Source organism: Agreia sp. PsM10, assembly GCF_030433855.1.
Classification (GTDB): domain Bacteria; phylum Actinomycetota; class Actinomycetes; order Actinomycetales; family Microbacteriaceae; genus Agreia.
Window position 1 is genome coordinate 44,776 of record NZ_JARUXC010000018.1, and the last position, 14,827, is coordinate 59,602.

Sequence of the window (14,827 nt, forward strand, 5' to 3'; positions counted from 1 at the left end):
GAGGAGAGTTTACTCTCCGGTTCCCTTCGCGAATTGCGGCAGAGCGGATGCGCCGCGGGCGCCGCGTTTCCAGTTGTGGATGCTCCATCTTCTTCGGAGCGCCTCACGCGAGAGATTGGTGTCGGGGTTGATCGCCGTGGGATTTCCGACGAGCTGCAGCCACACCAGGTCTGCGTGGCTGTCGCCGTAGCCGTACGACTTCGACAGGTCCATGCCGTGCGTCTCGGCATAGCGGCGCAGCCAGGCCGCCCGCGCCTCGTCGACCAGCGGCGGCTGGGCCAGGTAGCCGGTCAGGATTCCGTCGCGCTCGTGCATCGATCCGGCGATGACGTCGTCGAAGAGCGAGGCGAGCGGCGACGCCAGGATGCCGATGGACCCGGTGACGAGAACGGTGCGGTGGCCGGCGGCGCGGTGCTCCTCGATGCGCGCGATGGCCGACGGCATCGTGTGCCGCAGCAGGGTCTCTCGGTATCCGCCCGACACGACCTTCTCGAGCCGTTTCGCCGGCATCCCGCTGTAGCGGCGCAGGAAGGCGCGGATGAACTCGCCACGGTCGCGGTGCTCGGCCTTGAGATAGCCCGGCAGAGACGTGAGCAGGCTTGCCACCTCGCTCGGCCAGGCCGCCTTGCGGAATCCGGCCGAGCGCACCCACAGGTACTGCTCGACGATGTTGGAGTCGACGACGGTGCCCTCGAAGTCGAAGACGGCGAGAACGTCACTGCGCTCGGGGAGCGCCTTGGCCACGCGCTCCGACGCGGCGGGCCGCAGCGAGAATGCGCGCGTGAGGGCCGTGATCGACGGGAAGTGCACCTTCTGCAGGTAGTCCTCCCAGTCGATCGCGGTCACGTCGAATCCGATGTCGTCGCGCAGCTCGGCGGGCAGGGAGTTGTGCAGCGCCCGGGTGTTGCGGTCGTCGAAGATGATCTCGGTCTGCACGTAGGCCCGGTACAACTCGACGAACGTGCGCAGGTTTTCGAGGTCGTCTTTGCGCTTGAGCGCCTTCTTCACGTGCACGCGGGTGCGTTCGGTCGAGGGGAGGCGTTCGAGCGCCCTCTCGAGCCGGGCGTTCCAGATCTCCTGATTGTGCAGCACCCGGTCGACCTTGCGGGTTCCGGGGAAGGTCCAGTACGGAACCTCGATGTGACCGTCGCTCTCATGCGGCAGCGGATTGGCCGTGAAGAACTCGTTCATGTTCGTGAACATGCGGTGGATCGGCAGCGGGTTCCGGGCGCCGGAGCTCACGTGATAGTACGCGGAGTCGACCTCGGACTCGGGCGTCGGCGGGGTGGCCGCGACGGCGAGGATGACGTTCACCACGTAGTCGACGGGAATCACGTCGAGCACGGTGTCCGGCAGGGCGGGGAACTGCGTGAGGTTGCCGCGGGCATAGGCGAGCACGAGCGGGTCGGCCACCTTGAAGCCGTCGATCCAGCCGGGGTAGGGGTGCCGCAGTGCGCTCTCGATGATGGCGGGGCGCACGACCGACAGTCGGTGGCCGGTCTCGCGCCACAGCTCTTCGGCGGCGCGCTCGGCGAACGACTTTGTGAGCGTGTACACGTCTGTCCAGCCGAGGCTCTGCGCCCGGCTGCGCCCGTAGTCGACGAGACGCTCGCGCACCCACTCGACGCGGCCGGTCTCTGCGGCGGTGGCGACCGCCTGCGGGCCCTCCTTGCCGTGGACGGCGCGCGCATCCGACATGAAGGTGCGCAGTGTCTCGGGTTGCCGCGACGCCATCTCGACCCGCACCCGCGCATCCCGGGCCGCGGTGAGCTCTGCGCGCCAGTCGACCTCGTGCTTCAGGCGCCCCTCGGGAACGATGCCCTTGCGCAGGCCGCCGACGTAGGCCGTCGAGACGTGCACCACGTGGGCGTCGCTGCCCGATTCGGCCAGTGCCGTGTACAGGGCGATGGCCCCGCCGAGGTTGGTCTCGAACGCCTGGTCGATGGGCGGGTCGAACGACACGGTGGATGCGCTGTGGATCACGACGTCGAGATCGTCGGGCAGAGCGGGCACGGTCGCGAGGTCGCCCTCGATCACCCGCAGTCGCTCGCGCACGGCGCGCTCGACCTCGGCCTCGCCGACGCGCTCGCGCCAGGGTCCGAACACCGGCTTGCGCAGCAGCGTGCGCAGGCGGTCTTCGGCCGTCGTGCTGCCCTTGGTGCGGATGAGCAGCGAGATCGTGGTGTCGGGGTGCGACGAGAGCAGCCTCTCGACGATGGCCTGGCCCACGAAGCCCGTGCCTCCCGTGATGAAGACGTGCGCGTTGCCGAGATCGCCGGTCACGGTCGCGCCGCTCACGAGCGCAGCTTCCGGGCGACGGCGTCGCCGATCTGCGGGGTCAGGCCGGGAAGTTCTGCCACTCTGTTTCCGATCGTGGTTGCGCGCTGGAGTCCGTCGGCTCCGCCGAAGACGGTCTGTTCGAAGAAGGTGCGGTCTGAATCGGAGCGGTCGACGGCCCCGATCGGCCAGGCAGCGTGCGCGAGGTGATTCGCCGCCTGCCTGACGGTCTTGGGCGAGTCGGCCAGCCTGCGTCGCGCCTCTTCGCTGAAGAACGATTCGTGCCGGCTCTTGATAGCGCGGACCGTGTCGATCGTCGCGGTGAGCGTCGGGTGGCCGGCGAGGGCATCCAGCCGTGCATATGCCGTGCCCATGACCCATTCGTCGATGAGGCCTGTCGTCATGTGCACGCCGGTGAGCGGAACACCCTGCCCCATGGCGAGGATGGCGCGCCGGATGGGCCCGCGGCGTTCGGCCGACTCCGACCGGTCGGAGCGCGGTGCGCCCTCGTCGCCGACCTGCGCGCCGGTGCTTCCGTTGGCCACGAGGATCTGGTCGATGGCATCGGCGATCCAGAACTTCTCGAAGGCCCAGGTGACGAGGAACGCCGTGACGCGGGCGTCTTTGTGGGTGGCGGTCACGAGCAGGTTGCGCAGCTGCTCCATCGTGGCGCTCTCGAGGCGACCGAGGTAGCGCAGCAGATGCACGGCATCGGCCGAGAGCTGCGCGCCGTCGTAGGCATCGAGCTGGAGCTCGGGACGGAGATTTCCGCGGGCGGTGCCGGCGAATGCCCGCACGTCGAACCGCGCACTCGAAGTTGCATCTGTGGATGTCATGAAAGCCCTGCCGACTGGTCGAAAACCCGCGTGCGTAAACGACGCCGTGAAGAGCAGACTAACCTAACCCCATGGCTGTAGCTCTCGTTACGGGAGGAACGTCTGGCATCGGTGCTGCGTTCTCCCGCTCCCTCGCCGCGCAGGGATATGACCTCGTTCTCGTCGCTCGGAGCGTTCCGCGACTGGAGGAGATGGCCGCAGACATCCGCGCCCTCGGCCGCTCCGTGGAGATCCTGCCCGCCGACCTCGCAGATCGGGCCGACGTCGCGCGGGTCGCCGAGCGGCTCGAAGACGCCTCCCGGCCGATCGACATGCTGGTGAACAACGCCGGGTTCGGGGTGCACACCTCGCTCATCGACTCCGACGTCTCGGCCCACGACAAGGCCTTCGAGGTCATGTGCCGTGCCGTGCTGGTGCTGTCCGGCGCCGCGGCGCGGGGGATGCTGCCCCGCGGCTCGGGCAAGATCGTCAACGTCTCGAGCACGGCCGGCTTCGTGACCATGGGCGCCTACTCGGCGCTGAAGGCCTGGGTCACGTCGTTCAGCGAAGGACTCGCGGTCGAGCTGCGAGGCACGGGAATCGGCGTGACGGCGCTCTGCCCGGGCTGGGTGCACACCGAGTTTCACGAGCGCGCCGGGATCAAGGCGTCGAGCATTCCAAACTTCTTGTGGCTCGACGCCGAACAACTTGTCACGGCATGCTTGCGCGACGTCGACCGGGGCAGGGTAATCTCCATACCGACTGTTCGGTACCGAACCCTCATCTGGTTGGCTCGCCACGCACCGAGGAGTGCGATACGCGCAGTCTCCGGGTCGATCTCATCGAGTCGAAAGAAGCCGGTCACCTAGATGGCTGCAGAAGAACCCGCCCCCTCGGGGCCCGCCAAGGTCGTTGCCGGCGTGCGCGACCGTTTCAACTCGCCCAGCGTCGCGGCCGCTCGCTTTCTCGTTCAGCGCGGGCTGCTCAAGCCCCTCATCTGGTCGCTCACCCGCGTCACGGTGATCGGTCGCGAGAAGCTCAAGGACCTGTCGGGGGGCTTCGTCGTCGTCGCCAACCATTCCAGCCATCTGGATGCCCCGCTGATCGTCGGCTCCTTGCCCCGCCGGCTTGCGCGGTACCTGGCCACGGGTGCGGCCGCCGACTATTTTTTCGCCGTCTGGTGGCGGCGCGGCCTCACCGCACTCTTCTTCAACGCGTTCCCGGTGAAGCGCATGGAGTCGAAGGCCAAGTCGATGAGCGCCCGGTCTCTGCTGTCGCGGGGCATCCCCATCCTCATCTTCCCCGAGGGCACCCGGTCGAAAGACGGCGAGGTCGGCACCTTCAAGCCCGGCGCCGCCGCGCTCGCGGCTTCCTGTGACGTGCCCACGATTCCCATGGCGCTCATCGGCGCCCACGTCGCACACCCGCGTGGCGCCAACTGGCCCCGTCGAGGGCGGTACCCGGTCGGCGTCGTCTTCGGCGAACCGCTGAGGCCCGTCGCAGGCGAGACCCCCGGTCATTTCGCCGAGCGCACGAAACAAGAGATCCTGCGCCTGCGCGACCTTCATTCGGCCACTATCCTTGGCCAGTCCCCCCGATCAAGAGGAGCCCTCAAGTGAGCGATGTCAAGCACATGAAATGGTGGGGCTGGGGCGTCGACGGCGTCGCATTCCACCACGAGAACAAGCCGGGCTTCGCCCCCTTCGTGAAGAAGAACCTGGGGCTCGACCTCACCAAGACCAAGGGCGAGCCGCCGACATTCGACGACATCGACGTCCCCTCCAGCCGTGCGGCTGAGTCCTTCGTCCTGCTCCTCGCCGGAATCGTCGGGGATGACCACGTCGAGACCGACGACATGTCGCGGGTCGTGCACACCTTCGGCAAGAGCATCCGCGACCTCATCCGCGTTCGCACCAGCGCGTTCCCTCGCGCCGTCGACGTGGTCGTCTATCCGGCCAACGAGGCCGAGGTGCGTCTGATCGTCGACGCGGTCGTCGCTGCCGACGCCGTGCTCATTCCGTTCGGCGGCGGCAGCAACATCGCCGGCAGCCTCGAGCCCCTCGCGGGCGAGCAGCGCACCGTGGTGTCGCTCGACCTCGGCCGGCTCAACCGCGTCATCGAGGTCGACGCCGACTCGAGCCTCGCACGCATCCAGGGCGGCGCCCAGGGCCCCGACCTCGAGGCCGAGCTGAACGCGGCCGGCTGGACCTTGGGGCACTTCCCCGACAGCTTCACCCACTCCACAGTCGGCGGCTGGGTGGCCACGCGCTCCTCCGGCATGCAGAGCGACAAGTTCGGCGACATCGCCGACATCGCGAAGGGTCTGCGTGTCGTCCGCCCCGGCGGCGTGCTCGTTCTGCGCCCGCTGCCCAGCACCTCGACCGGACCCAGCGTGCGCGAGATGATCCTCGGCAGCGAGGGGCGCCTCGGTGTCATCACCGAGGTCACCGTGCAGATCCACCGCATCCCGGCCAAGCGCGAGATCCTCGCCTACCTCTACCCCACGTGGGACGCCGGACTCGCGGCCATGCGCGAGATCTCCGAGAGCGACGCCACGCCGTCGATCACCCGCGTCTCCGACGGCAACGAGACGCTGTTCTCGTTCGCCACGTCGAAGAAGAGCAAGGGCTTCTCCGCCCTCGCCACCAAGGGCCTCGGCGTCTTCCTCAAGGCCAAGGGCTGGGACACCGAGAAGATGTGCCTGTCGTTCGTCGGCAACGAGGGCGGCGAAGAACTGGTCGCGACGAACCAGAAGATCATCGCCGGCATCGTGAAGAAGCACGGCGGCATCACGGTGGGCAAAGGCCCCGGCGTGCTCTACGACCAGAAGAAGTTCGACACCCCGTACATCCGTGACTGGTTCCTCGACTGGGGAGGCTCTGCAGACGTCTCCGAGACCGCGGCGCCCTGGGCCAAGCTGCCCGAGCTCTACCGCAACGTGATCGCCAGCGCCAACCACGCGTTCGACGAGATCGGTGTGAAGGGCTGGATCATGGCCCACCTGTCGCACTCCTACACGTCGGGCGCGTGCCTCTACTTCACCTTCGCCTACCTCGACACGGGCGACGCGATCACCAACTACGACGTGGTCAAGGGTGCTATCCAACAGGCCTTCATCGACGCGGGCGGAACGCTGTCGCACCACCACGGAGTGGGCCTCGAGCACGCCCCGTGGATGGAGCAGGACATCTCGACCGAGGGCGTCAAGATCATGCGCGGACTGTTCGGCTCGGCCGACCCCGGTCGTCACTTCAACCCGGGCAAGGTTCTGCTCGACGAATGAGCCGCGCCCGTCTCGGCGGGCCCGTCGGTGCGGCGGGTCTCGTCGTCGCCGGGCTGGCATGCCAGGAGGTCGGCGCGGCCTTCGCCGTGCTGCTCTTCCCGAGCGTCGGCGCGCTCGGCATGGTGGCACTTCGCCTCACCTTCTCCGCCGTGATCCTGCTCGCCATCGCGCGCCCGTCGGTACGCGGCCGCAGCCGCGGCGACTGGATGACGGTGGTGCTGTTCGGCGTGGCCCTCGCGGTGATGAACGGCTTGTTCTACGAGGCGCTGGCGCGCATTCCGCTGGGCGCCGCGGTGACCATCGAGGTGCTCGGGCCGCTGATCCTGTCGGTGGCCACGAGCCGGCGCGCATCCAGCTGGCTCTGGGCCGTGCTGGCATTCGTCGGCGTCTTCCTGCTGGGGCAGGGCAGCTTCGGAGAGCTCGACCCCGTGGGCGTGCTGTTCGCCGCCGGTGCCGGAGCGACCTGGGCCGGCTACATCGTGCTGTCGTCGCGCACGGGCAGCCGCTTCGCCCGACTCGACGGGCTCGCGCTCGCCATGGCGATCGGAGCCGTTCTCACGCTGCCGCTGGGGCTCGCCGCAGCGGGCCCCGCGATCGTGCGCCCCGACATCCTGCTTCTGGGGGCGGCCGTCGCCGTGCTGTCGTCGACGATCCCGTACGCCCTCGAGCTGTTCGCGCTGCGTCGCATCCCCTCGTCGACCTTCGCCATTCTCATGAGTCTCGCACCCGCGATCGCCGCACTCGCCGGAGTCGTTCTGCTGGCGCAGCACATCTCGATCGTGGGAATGCTCGCGATCGCCCTCGTGGTTATAGCCAGCATCGGGGCCGTGCGCAGCGCGCGACCACCCGCACCCGCACCACCACCACTGTGAAGGATTGATCATGCCATTGACCGGAGAATACGAACCGAGCACGTCCGACTGGGCACGCGAGCAGGTCGAGGAGTACGAGGCCTCGGGCGGAACGAGCGGCACGACGCTGCGCGGCATGCCGGTGATCGTGCTCACCTCGGTCGGCGCGAAGTCGGGCAAGCTGCGCAAGACCCCGCTGATGCGCGTCGAGCACGAGGGCGAGTACGCCGTCGTCGCGTCTCTCGGCGGTGCGCCCAAGCACCCGGTCTGGTACTTCAACCTGCTGGCCGAGCCGCACGTCGAACTGCAGGACGGCCCGCAGAAGAACGACTACACGGCCCGCGAGGTGACCGGTGACGAGAAGGCGCTCTGGTGGGAACGGGCCGTGGCCGCGTATCCCGACTACGCCGACTACCAGGTCAAGACCGAGCGCGAGATTCCCCTGTTCGTTCTGACGCCTCGGCAGCCGGAGTAGGCTCCCGGCCTCCTGTGAGGCCGACGACGGCACCGGCGACGCCCGTGACGATCGCGCCGGCAGCGGTCACCGTGAGGCCCGAGAACGCTGTGCCGGCGTCGATCAGGGCGCCGGCCACCGCCGAGCCCACGGTCACGCCCACGGCGAGGCCGACCGACGGCCACGACAGCGCCTCGGTGAGTCGACGACGGTCGACGCGCACCTCGATCAGTGAGATGCCCGAGATGAGAACGGGCGTGGTCACCAGACCGGCGAGGAGGACCGCCACCGTGAGCGTTTCCAGGTCGCGGAGGAGCACGATCCAGGGGATCACGAGCGCGTAGGCGATGCCGGTGACCAGCACGCGGCGGCCCGCGGGCCACGACGCGCTGAGCGGGCCGAACGCGATTCCGGCGACGACGCTGCCCAGCGCCAGGACGGCGAGGATCAGGCCCGCGCTCGCAGGCTGCCCGGCGAACGACGAGACGCTGACGGCAGAGAGGTCGACGGACCCGAAGACGAGCCCGACCCCGAAGTACATCGGCAGAATTCCGATGACGACGCCGGGCAGACGCGCGCGGCGGCGTGCGGCGGACGTGCGCTGCGCGCCGGCATCCGGAATCACGGCGGCGGGCCGGGGAGCCGTCGAGCGCAGAAGCAGCAGCGCGACACCGCCCAGGATGCCCACGGCGATGCCCGTGGCGAAGCCGTAGACGGGGCCGAGCGTCGTTGCGAGCACGGTGACCACGGGCGGCCCGATCACGAAGACCAGCTCGTCGTTCACGGACTCCAGGGCGAGCGCGGTGTGCCTCTGCGTGGGTTTCGTGAGGATCCCCGACCACCGCGCCCGGGCCAGCGAGCCCATGTCGATGGAGGTGAGGCCGACGAGGAAGGCCGCCACGAACCAGCTCCACCGTGGCGCTCCGACGAGCACGACCGTGCCGAGGGCGACCGCCGACAGCGTCGACGCGACGAGCCCGATCGGCAGCACGGCCAGCTGGCCCCGGGCGTCGACGGCGCGTGACCAGAGCGGGCCGCCAACGGCGATACCCACGATGATCGCGCCGGAGACCAGCCCGGCCAGCGCATAGCTCTGTGTCGCGCCTGCCACGAGGAGCACGGTCGCGATGCCGGCGGTCGAACGGGAGACGCGCCCGAACCATCCGGCGACGCTGAAGGCCACGGTTCCCGGGTTGGAGAGGATGTCGGCGTAGGAGCCCAGCAGTCGGATTGCCATCGACCATGCCTTACGGTCACAGCACGAAGGCGGGGATGCCCGCCGGCGACTCGAGGGTGACGTCACGAATGAGCCTAGCCGAGAGCGGGCCCCTCCCTATGCTGGAGGCGACGCCACCCCGGCGCGCCGAAAGGAGCTTCAGTGACGAATCCATACGACTACTCCGGCCAGACCCAGCCCGCGGGGTGGTATCCGGACCCGTCGGGAGGCCAGGGCACGCGCTGGTGGGACGGTCAGCAGTGGACCCAGCACGTCTCGGACCCGGCCCTGCAGGTGTACGCGAGCAACGAGCCTCGGCGGGTCGACCCCTCCACGCCGCTGTACACGCCCTGGATCTGGCTGATCGTGCTGCTGCCGTTGCTGTCGATCGTCGAACTGCTGTTCTGGGACATGGACGCGTACATGGCCTCGTCGATCTCGGCGACGCGCGACCCGCTCGCCCAGTACTCCGACCCCGGCTACCTGCTGATCCAGGGGTCGAGCTGGCTGTTCTATGCAGTGACCGTGCTGTTCGCGTTCCTCGACCGGCGTGTGCTGCTGCAGCGCGGCTTCGACCGGCCGTTCCACTGGGCGTGGACCTTCCTGGGTTCCACGGTCTACATCATCGGACGGTCCGTGATCGTGCGACGCCGCTCCGGCAGAGGACTGCTGCCGATCTGGGTGACCATCGGTGTCTTCGTGGTGTCGCTGGTCGTCGCCATCGTCAAGATCTCGTCGGCGGTGTCCGTGATGACGACCCTGCTTCCCCAGCTGCGCTGAGCAGCTTGCTGCCAAGTCGCCGCTGACGGTCCCGCGTCGGTACGAACTGGGCCTAGGGTCACAGGTACGGAGTCAGCCGGGCTCTCGGAACGAGGGAGTACACCATGGGCGAGAAGTCCGCACGAAAAGCCGTAGCCAAGCCGGCCGCACGCAGCCTCAAAGAGAAGCGCGCCGACAAGAAGACGAAGAGCAACTCGGTGAACCACTCGACCGACGCGGTGACGAACGTCAAGAAGAAGTAGCCGGGTCTGAGAAAGCCCGCACATGATGGTCATGCGCGGGGCTTTCTCACGTCTGCGGCCTACAACCCCGTCGTTCCGAAGAGCAGGCCGAGCAGGTAGGTCACGAGCGCGGCGCCATAGCCGATCGCGAGTTGGCGCAGTCCCCGCTTGAGCGGCGACGCTCCGGAGAGGATGCCGACCACGGCACCGGTGCCGAGCAGCGCGAGTCCGACGAGCACGGCGGCCACGACGAGGGCCGCGAGCCCCGACAGCCCGAACAGGTAGGGCAGCACCGGAATGATCGCGCCCGACGCGAAGAAGCAGAAGCTCGAGAGGGCGGCGCTCATGCCTGTGCCCACGGCCTCGTGTTCGTCGCTCTCCGCGTGCACGGCCGGATCGGCCGTCAGCGCCAGGTCGTGCGTCTGCAGCACCTCGGCCGCATGGGCATCGGCCTCCGACTCGCTCATTCCGCGAGCACGGTAGACGAGCGCGAGCTCGTTCGCGTCGACATCGAGGTCGGCCACGGCGGTGCGCGCCCCCGGATCGGGCGTCGACGACTCGAGCAGTTCGCGCTGCGACCGCACCGAGACGTACTCGCCGGCGCCCATCGACAGGGCTCCCGCGAGCAGGCCGGCGATGCCGGTGAGCAGCACGACGTTGTTGCCGACACCGCTGGCCGAGATTCCGATCACCAGGGCGAGGTTGGAGACGAGTCCGTCGTTGGCCCCGAACACGGCCGCGCGGAATGTGCCGCTCAGTCGCATGCGCCCCCGCGTGGCGAGCCCTCGAACGACCTCTTCGTGGATTCGTTCGTCTGCGGCCATCGCGGCCGTCGCATCCGAATCGGTGTCGTAGGGCGAACGCGATTCGGCACGCTGCGCGAGCGCGAGCACGAAGACCGACCCGAAGCGGCGGGCGAGGAAGCCGAGCACGCGGGTGCGCAGGGCGCCCCGACGGGTCGGCCCGATCTGGTCGCCCAGGAGGGCACGCCAGTGGGCCTCGTGCCTCGCCTCGGCCTCGGCGAGGGCGAGCAGGATCTCGCGCTCCTCGCCCGTGCGCCTCGAGGCCAGGTCTCGGTATACGGCGGCTTCGAGCTGTTCGTCGGCCAGGTAGCCGCGCCAGCGGCGGATCTCGGATGCGCGCGGGGTGCGCTGCGCGTCGCTGCTCACGGCGGCCGTGTCTGCGTCGGTCAGTTGCCGGCGGCGGCGCGCTGGCTCTCCTGGCGCGCGACGTGCGCTGCCTTGCGAGCCTTGTCTTCGTTGAGCTGCTTCACCCGGGCGGCTTCGCGGCGCACCTCGGCCTGCGTGGCGCGTTCGCGGACGAGCCACTCGGGTCGGTTGGCGAGCAGGTCCTGGATCTGGGCCGTCGTGAGCGGCTCGGTGACGCCGCCCCGGGCGAGGCCCGAGATGGTGACGCCGAGCTTCGACGCGATGATCTGGCGTGGGTGCGGACCGGCGAGGCGCAGCTGCACCACCCACTCGGGCGGAGTGGAGAGCAGCTCGTCGAGTTCGGTGCGGGTGACCGTGCCCTGCTGGAATTCCGCGGGCGTGGCCTCGAGCAGCACGCCGAGCTTCTTGGCCGCCGTCGCGGGCTTCATGGTCTGGGGGGTTTTCGCGGGCGTCATGATGCCAAGGGTAGCCTGAGACCGCGCCGGAAGCCCGGCGCGAGGCGTGAGGAGCTTTTCGTGCAGATCGATCCGACCACACTTCGCTGGTACACGGCCGTGGCCACCGAGCTGCATTTCGGGCGCGCCGCCGCGTCGCTGGGCATCGCCCGCACCCGGTTGAGCAAGGCGATCGTCGAACTCGAGGGGCTTCTGGGCTACCCGCTGTTCGATCGCGAGCAGCAGGGCACGGTGCTCACGGATGCCGGAAGGCAGCTTCTCGACGACGCTCCGGCTCTGATCGAGGAGGGCGACGAGCGCGTCGCCGAAGAGGCCGAGGAGGCGGCGAGGCCCGTGCCGTTCCGGCTGTCGTTCGTTCCCGGCGTCACCGTCACGAAGTGGACCACCGAGTGGGCGGAGCGCCACCCCGACATCCCCCTCGAGGTGCGGCCCGTCGCCGAGGACGCGCGAGTGTCCGGGGTGCGCGACGCGGCCGTCGACGTGGCGTTCGTGCGCCTGCCGATCGAGCGCGAGGGTCTCAGCGCCATCCGGCTCTACGACGAGGTGCCCGTGGTCGTCGTCTCGAAGGACAACGCGCTCTCCCTGCTCGAGGAGGTGCGTCTCGCCGAGCTGCTCGACGAGCATCTCGTGCAGGACCCGGCCGAGGTCGAGGGATGGGCGGAACAGGCGGCCGAGATGATCGAGGGCACGAGGATCGACATGCCGGCGCCCGCGTCCGTCGAAGACGCCATCGACCTCGTGGCCGCGGGAACGGGCATCGCCGTGCTTCCCCACTCGGTCGCCCGGCTTCACGCCCGCAAAGACGTGGTCGCCCGCCCGGTGCTCGATCTTCCCGAGACCCAGATCGCCATCGTCTGGCTCGCCGACGAGACGACGGAGCGCATCGAGGAGTTCATCGGCATCGTGCGCGGCCGCCGCACCTCGAGCTCGCGAGCGGCCGTCTCCGCTCCAGAGGAGAAACCGCGCGCAGCCGCTCCGAAGAAGCCCCGCACCGGAGCAGGAGCCGGTTCGGGCAGGGGAGCCAAGGGTGCCGCTGCGAAGACGCCGCGCCCGCTCGGCACCGCTCGCAAACCGCGCCCCTCCGGCGGCTACCGCAAGAAGGGCCGCTGACCGAACGCGGGAGTTCGCGCACGACGCGGCGGCGCGGCCACCGCCCTGTGCGCGAAGACCCGCGCTCGGCGTACGGAACAATGGGGCAGTGACTTCTTCTGCTCCCCGGTTCGGACTCCTTCTCGATGTCGACGGGCCCATCGCCAGCCCGGTGACCCGCTCGATCGCCATCCCCTCGATCGGCCGTGACCTGGCCGCGCTCGCGAACGCGGGCATTCCGGTGATCTTCAACACCGGGCGCTCCGACGCCTTCATCGCAGGCGAGGTCGTCGAGCCGCTCCTCGCCGCGGGCCTGCAGCCGCACGCCCGCGTGTTCGCCATCTGCGAGAAGGGGGCGACGTGGTTCGCGATCACGCCGCAGGGAGCGGGAGAGGTCTCGATCGACGACTCGCTCACCCCGCCCGCCGGCTTCGCCGACGACGTGCGCACGATCGTGGCCGAGAACTACGCCGACCTCGTCTTCTACGACGAGACCAAGCGGGCCACGGTCACGTTCGAGCAGCGCCTCGACGTCTCGAAGGAGGACTTCCTCGCGCGCCAGCTCGAGATCGACGAGGCGGCCATCGCCCTGCTCAACGCGCGGGGCTTCGGGGCGCGACGCGGCGACGTCGACTACCCCGACGCATCCGGTGCCGTTCAGTACCGGGCCGACCCCTCGATCATCTCGACCGACTTCGAGTCGCTGCGGGTCGGCAAGGACTTCGGCGCCGAGCGTGCCTTCGCCCTGCTCGAGGGAACCGGCGAGATGCCGCTCGAGTGGCGCACGATGGGCGACTCCCGAGGCGATTACGCCATGGCCACGTGGCTGCACGAGCGGGGCGAGACCGTCGCGCACGTCGACGTGCGGCCTGCCGACGGCATCCCCGACACCGCCTACCCGGTGCTGACGGCGGGCGACCTGATCCACGACGAGGCCGGGGCGCTGTTCCTCACCCGCTGGCTGGCCATGCTCGACGACGCCGAGCTCACCGACGACCGGCTCGGTCGCTAGAGGCGTCGGATGCGCGCGGCCTGGCCGCGGGTCGCCTCGAGCACGGCGGCCGGCGACAGCTCGATGTCGAAGCCGCGTCGACCACCCGAGACGAGGATGGTGTCGAACTCGAGCGCGGAGTCGTCGAGCACGGTCGGCAGGGGAGTCCTCTGACCGAACGGACTGATGCCTCCGACCACGTAGCCGCTCTTGCGCTCGGCCACGGCGATGTCGGCCATGGCCGCCCGCTTGCCGCCGAGCGACGAGGCGAGCGCCTTCAGATCGAGCATGCCGCTCACGGGCACGATGCCGATGCCGAGACCGGCGTCGGTGTCGACCATGAGCGTCTTGAAGACGCGTGCCGGGTCGATGCCGAGCACCTCAGCGGCCTCCGAGCCGAAGTCGGTGACCGCGGGGTCATGAGCGTAGGCGTGGGGAACGAACGGGATGCCCGCCCGGCTGAGAGCGGTCGTGGCCGCCGTGGTCGGAGCGGCGGCGTTCTTCTTGGCCATGGTCCGTGATCAGACGGCCAGCAGCGTCTGCTCGAGGAACTCCCGCACGTCGGACACCTCGTCGCCCGTGATGCCGTGACCGGCGCCGGGATAGAGACGTGCTTCGGCGGTGGCGTGCGTCTCGAGCCACGTGGCCGTGCGGGCGACCGCCGACGGCGGGATGATGGGATCGCGCTCGTCACGCCCCCAGAAGACACGGGGTCGCAGGTCCTGCAACTCTGCGTCGGCCGGGGCCTCGCCCGAGATCGAGAAGCCCGACAGGTTCACCGTCGACGCGAAGCGGTGCGGGTCGTGGCGCAGCAGCTGCAGAGCCATCGCGCCGCCCTGCGAGAAGCCGAGCGTCGAGACGGCGGCCGGCGAGCCGTAGCTCGACGCGAGACCGTCGAGCCAGGCGAGCACCCCGCGGGCCGCGGCATCCACCCCGCTCGGTTCCGGATTGCCCGGTGCGCCGATCTGGAACCAGGCGAAGCCGTTCTGGATCGGGGCCGGGGCGATGAGCGGTGCGCGCAATGATGCGCACACGATGTCGCCCGGCAGGTGCGGGGCGAGGGAGATCAGGTCGGCCTCGTGCGAACCGTACCCGTGCATGATCACGAGGAGTCGAGAGCCCGGGACGCGCGCAGCGAGTTCGTCGCGCGGGATCGACCACACCACGGCCCGATCGTCGATCATGGGCTGGGTCGGTGAGAAGTCGGTCACCCTCACGACGATACC

The 14,827-nt window shown here is 69.4% G+C and carries 16 protein-coding genes; 9 read left to right on the forward strand and 7 right to left on the reverse strand.

All coding sequences use genetic code 11. From position 1 onward, the window contains the following. Nucleotides 1-9: 9 nt before the first annotated feature. Together QCD70_RS17305 and QCD70_RS17310 are read right to left on the reverse strand one after the other, a co-directional pair. Nucleotides 10-2,298, reverse strand: a complete 2,289-nt coding sequence (locus QCD70_RS17305; RefSeq protein WP_301218610.1) for an SDR family oxidoreductase — start codon at nucleotides 2,296-2,298, stop codon at nucleotides 10-12. Beyond that, nucleotides 2,295-3,113 carry a hypothetical protein gene (locus QCD70_RS17310; RefSeq protein ID WP_301218612.1) on the reverse strand — a complete coding sequence of 273 codons (819 nt, stop codon included), beginning with the start codon at nucleotides 3,111-3,113 and terminating at the stop codon, nucleotides 2,295-2,297. The genes QCD70_RS17305 and QCD70_RS17310 overlap by 4 nt, the downstream gene beginning before the upstream one ends. A 71-nt stretch (nucleotides 3,114-3,184) precedes the next feature. Here QCD70_RS17310 and QCD70_RS17315 point away from each other — a divergent pair, with 71 nt between their 5' ends. From QCD70_RS17315 to QCD70_RS17335, 5 genes are read left to right on the forward strand one after another with little or no spacing between them, the layout of a single operon-like run. Continuing rightward, nucleotides 3,185-3,961 (forward strand): SDR family NAD(P)-dependent oxidoreductase, encoded by a 777-nt coding sequence (locus QCD70_RS17315; RefSeq protein ID WP_301218614.1) that lies wholly within the window; start codon nucleotides 3,185-3,187, stop codon nucleotides 3,959-3,961. After that, nucleotides 3,962-4,711: a lysophospholipid acyltransferase family protein gene (locus tag QCD70_RS17320; protein ID WP_301218615.1), complete on the forward strand. Its 750-nt coding sequence runs from the start codon at nucleotides 3,962-3,964 to the stop codon at nucleotides 4,709-4,711. After that, nucleotides 4,708-6,375, forward strand: coding sequence for an FAD-binding oxidoreductase (locus QCD70_RS17325; RefSeq protein WP_301218617.1), 1,668 nt, complete (start codon nucleotides 4,708-4,710; stop codon nucleotides 6,373-6,375). The genes QCD70_RS17320 and QCD70_RS17325 overlap by 4 nt, the downstream gene beginning before the upstream one ends. Next, entirely contained in the window at nucleotides 6,372-7,247 is an 876-nt protein-coding gene (locus tag QCD70_RS17330) for an EamA family transporter (RefSeq protein ID WP_301218619.1), read from the forward strand. Before QCD70_RS17325 ends, QCD70_RS17330 begins: the two co-directional genes overlap by 4 nt. Nucleotides 7,248-7,257: 10 nt before the next feature. Next, nucleotides 7,258-7,701, forward strand: coding sequence for a nitroreductase family deazaflavin-dependent oxidoreductase (locus QCD70_RS17335; RefSeq protein WP_301218621.1), 444 nt, complete (start codon nucleotides 7,258-7,260; stop codon nucleotides 7,699-7,701). Here the strand turns inward: QCD70_RS17335 and QCD70_RS17340 are convergent. Continuing rightward, nucleotides 7,646-8,917: an MFS transporter gene (locus QCD70_RS17340; protein WP_301218623.1), complete on the reverse strand. Its 1,272-nt coding sequence runs from the start codon at nucleotides 8,915-8,917 to the stop codon at nucleotides 7,646-7,648. The two genes, QCD70_RS17335 and QCD70_RS17340, sit on opposite strands and share 56 nt — an antisense overlap. A gap of 141 nt (nucleotides 8,918-9,058) precedes the next feature. Between QCD70_RS17340 and QCD70_RS17345 the strand changes: the two genes are divergently transcribed. Further along, nucleotides 9,059-9,676 carry a DUF2510 domain-containing protein gene (locus tag QCD70_RS17345; protein WP_301218625.1) on the forward strand — a complete coding sequence of 206 codons (618 nt, stop codon included), beginning with the start codon at nucleotides 9,059-9,061 and terminating at the stop codon, nucleotides 9,674-9,676. Nucleotides 9,677-9,780: 104 nt separating this feature from the next. Beyond that, nucleotides 9,781-9,918: a hypothetical protein gene (locus QCD70_RS17350; RefSeq protein ID WP_301218626.1), complete on the forward strand. Its 138-nt coding sequence runs from the start codon at nucleotides 9,781-9,783 to the stop codon at nucleotides 9,916-9,918. A 59-nt stretch (nucleotides 9,919-9,977) separates the two neighbouring features. Here QCD70_RS17350 and QCD70_RS17355 read toward each other — a convergent pair whose 3' ends face one another. Together QCD70_RS17355 and QCD70_RS17360 are read right to left on the reverse strand one after the other, a co-directional pair. Then, nucleotides 9,978-11,066 carry a VIT1/CCC1 transporter family protein gene (locus tag QCD70_RS17355; RefSeq protein ID WP_301218628.1) on the reverse strand — a complete coding sequence of 363 codons (1,089 nt, stop codon included), beginning with the start codon at nucleotides 11,064-11,066 and terminating at the stop codon, nucleotides 9,978-9,980. Nucleotides 11,067-11,086: 20 nt separating this feature from the next. Beyond that, nucleotides 11,087-11,521, reverse strand: coding sequence for a DUF5997 family protein (locus QCD70_RS17360; RefSeq protein WP_055944757.1), 435 nt, complete (start codon nucleotides 11,519-11,521; stop codon nucleotides 11,087-11,089). A gap of 60 nt (nucleotides 11,522-11,581) precedes the next feature. On the opposite strand from QCD70_RS17360, the gene QCD70_RS17365 reads away from it, so the two are divergent. Both QCD70_RS17365 and QCD70_RS17370 read left to right on the forward strand, forming a co-directional pair. Further along, nucleotides 11,582-12,631 carry a LysR family transcriptional regulator gene (locus tag QCD70_RS17365; protein WP_301218630.1) on the forward strand — a complete coding sequence of 350 codons (1,050 nt, stop codon included), beginning with the start codon at nucleotides 11,582-11,584 and terminating at the stop codon, nucleotides 12,629-12,631. Nucleotides 12,632-12,719: 88 nt separating this feature from the next. Then, the gene (locus tag QCD70_RS17370; RefSeq protein ID WP_301218631.1) at nucleotides 12,720-13,622 is read left to right on the forward strand and encodes a hypothetical protein; all 903 of its coding nucleotides are present in this window, start codon (nucleotides 12,720-12,722) and stop codon (nucleotides 13,620-13,622) included. Here QCD70_RS17370 and ybaK read toward each other — a convergent pair. Both ybaK and QCD70_RS17380 read right to left on the reverse strand, forming a co-directional pair. After that, complete coding sequence (gene ybaK / locus QCD70_RS17375) at nucleotides 13,619-14,113, reverse strand: Cys-tRNA(Pro) deacylase (protein ID WP_301218633.1); 495 nt, start codon at nucleotides 14,111-14,113, stop codon at nucleotides 13,619-13,621. The two genes, QCD70_RS17370 and ybaK, sit on opposite strands and share 4 nt — an antisense overlap. Nucleotides 14,114-14,122: 9 nt before the next feature. Further along, the gene (locus tag QCD70_RS17380; protein ID WP_301218635.1) at nucleotides 14,123-14,812 is read right to left on the reverse strand and encodes an alpha/beta hydrolase; all 690 of its coding nucleotides are present in this window, start codon (nucleotides 14,810-14,812) and stop codon (nucleotides 14,123-14,125) included. Between the last annotated feature and the right edge of the window lie 15 nt (nucleotides 14,813-14,827).

Excerpts from the sequence above, each read along its gene's own strand:
- QCD70_RS17310 (WP_301218612.1), bottom strand. The coding sequence starts at position 3,113 with ATGACATCCACAGATGCAACTTCGAGTGCGCGGTTCGACGTGCGGGCA.
- QCD70_RS17315 (WP_301218614.1), top strand. The coding sequence starts at position 3,185 with ATGGCTGTAGCTCTCGTTACGGGAGGAACGTCTGGCATCGGTGCTGCG.
- QCD70_RS17320 (WP_301218615.1), top strand. The coding sequence starts at position 3,962 with ATGGCTGCAGAAGAACCCGCCCCCTCGGGGCCCGCCAAGGTCGTTGCC.
- QCD70_RS17330 (WP_301218619.1), top strand. The coding sequence starts at position 6,372 with ATGAGCCGCGCCCGTCTCGGCGGGCCCGTCGGTGCGGCGGGTCTCGTC.
- QCD70_RS17335 (WP_301218621.1), top strand. The coding sequence starts at position 7,258 with ATGCCATTGACCGGAGAATACGAACCGAGCACGTCCGACTGGGCACGC.
- QCD70_RS17340 (WP_301218623.1), bottom strand. The coding sequence starts at position 8,917 with ATGGCAATCCGACTGCTGGGCTCCTACGCCGACATCCTCTCCAACCCG.
- QCD70_RS17350 (WP_301218626.1), top strand. The coding sequence starts at position 9,781 with ATGGGCGAGAAGTCCGCACGAAAAGCCGTAGCCAAGCCGGCCGCACGC.
- QCD70_RS17360 (WP_055944757.1), bottom strand. The coding sequence starts at position 11,521 with ATGACGCCCGCGAAAACCCCCCAGACCATGAAGCCCGCGACGGCGGCC.
- ybaK (WP_301218633.1), bottom strand. The coding sequence starts at position 14,113 with ATGGCCAAGAAGAACGCCGCCGCTCCGACCACGGCGGCCACGACCGCT.